The 1485-nt window shown below is 71.9% G+C and carries 1 protein-coding gene and 1 pseudogene; both read left to right on the top strand.

All coding sequences use genetic code 11. The features are described from left to right. A pseudogene (locus JUB13_RS30955) lies at positions 1-574 on the top strand (aromatic ring-hydroxylating dioxygenase subunit alpha); the annotation flags it as partial. Positions 575-596: 22 nt separating this feature from the next. Continuing rightward, complete coding sequence (locus JUB13_RS30950; protein WP_207486121.1) at positions 597-1343, top strand: GntR family transcriptional regulator; 747 nt, start codon at positions 597-599, stop codon at positions 1341-1343. Positions 1344-1485 lie beyond the last annotated feature (142 nt).

Here is a 1485-nt window from a genome sequence, read left to right as displayed (position 1 = left end):
CGGCAGCATCGGGGACGAGGCGATCACGCGCAATCCGTTCGAGGTCACGCACAGCGAGCGCAAGGTGACGGTGGCGCGCTGGATGGAGGACATCGAGCCGCCGCCCTTCTGGGCGCGCATGCTGGGGCGGCCGGGGGCGCGGGTGGACCGCTGGCAGATCATCCATTTCGAGGCGCCCTGCGTGGTGGTCGGCGATGTCGGGGTTGCGGTGGCCGGGACGGGGGCGCGCCAGGGCGACCGCTCGCAGGGGGTGAACGGGCACTTCCTGGCGGCGGTAACGCCGGAGACGGGGACGAGCTGCCATTATTTCTGGAACTTCGTGCGCAGCTTCCGCACCGAGGACCAGAGCCTGACCAAGGAGCTGAACCTCGCCCATGTGAACCAGGGCAAGGGCGTCTACGACCAGGACCATGCGGTGCTGGAGGCGCAGCAGCGCGCGATCGACAGCAACCCGCGCCAGCCCTTCTACAACCTGAACATCGACGCCGGCTCGCTGTGGGCGCATCGGCTGATCGACCGCATGGTGGCCGCCGAGCAGTCCCGGCCCGCCGCGCCCGACCTGGCGGCCGAGTAGCCCCGCAGCCGGAGGCCCATCCATGGACGAGACGCCGCGCAATGCGCAGACGACGCGCGCGCTCCTGCAGCTGCGAGAGCTGATCCTGAACGGCGGCCTCGCCCCGGGCGAGCGGGTCGCCGAGCTTACCCTGGTGGAGCGGCTGGGCGTTTCGCGCACGCCGGTCCGGCTGGCGCTGGGCCGGCTTCAGGACGAAGGGCTGGTGGAAGGCCTGCCCAGCGGCGGCTTCGTGGTGCGGGAGTTCACCGAGGCCGACGTCGCCGACGCGATCGACCTTCGTGGCATGCTGGAGGGGATGGCGGCGCGGCGCTGCGCCGAGCGCCGCCCCGGCCCCGACGAGACCGCCCCGCTGCGCGAGTGCCTGGGCAGTCTCGACGCCCTGGTCCGGCGGCGCGATCTCAGCCTCGAGGACTTCGCGGACTACATCCGGCTGAACGACCGGTTCCACGGGCTTCTGGTGGCACTGGCGCGCAGCCCGGTGATCCAGCGCGAGATCGAGCGCATTCTGCACCTTCCCTTCTCCTCGCCCGGGGCCTTCGTGATGGTGCAGCGCGAGCTCGCGGAATCGCGCGAGATCCTCTTCATCGCCCAGGACCATCACCGCTGCATCGCCGAGGCCGTCGAGGCCGGCGACGGGATGCGGGCCGAGATGCTGGCGCGGGAGCATTCCCGCCTGGCCCGGCGGAACCTGCAGGTGGTGTTGGGCAACCACCGGCATCTCCAGCGCCTGCGCGGAGCCTCGCTGCTCCGCCTCGGCGAGGAGGCCTGAACCGGCCAAGACCCCGGGGCGAGACCCAGGACGAGCACGACGCGGAGAGGATGGCCATGGACGGAAGCATTGCCGCTGGGGGCACGGGCAAGGTGCGGGACTGGCAGCCGGCGCGGGTGCGCGCGGTGCGGGACCTGACGCC

Source organism: Arenibaculum pallidiluteum (assembly GCF_017355985.1).
GTDB lineage: Bacteria > Pseudomonadota > Alphaproteobacteria > Azospirillales > Azospirillaceae > Arenibaculum > Arenibaculum pallidiluteum.
Note: the sequence above shows the minus strand (reverse complement) of the source record. Positions and strands in the feature narration are given on the sequence as shown.

Bases quoted from the DNA above. Each gene is read 5' to 3' on its own strand.
- JUB13_RS30950 (WP_207486121.1), top strand. From the start codon at position 597: ATGGACGAGACGCCGCGCAATGCGCAGACGACGCGCGCGCTCCTGCAG.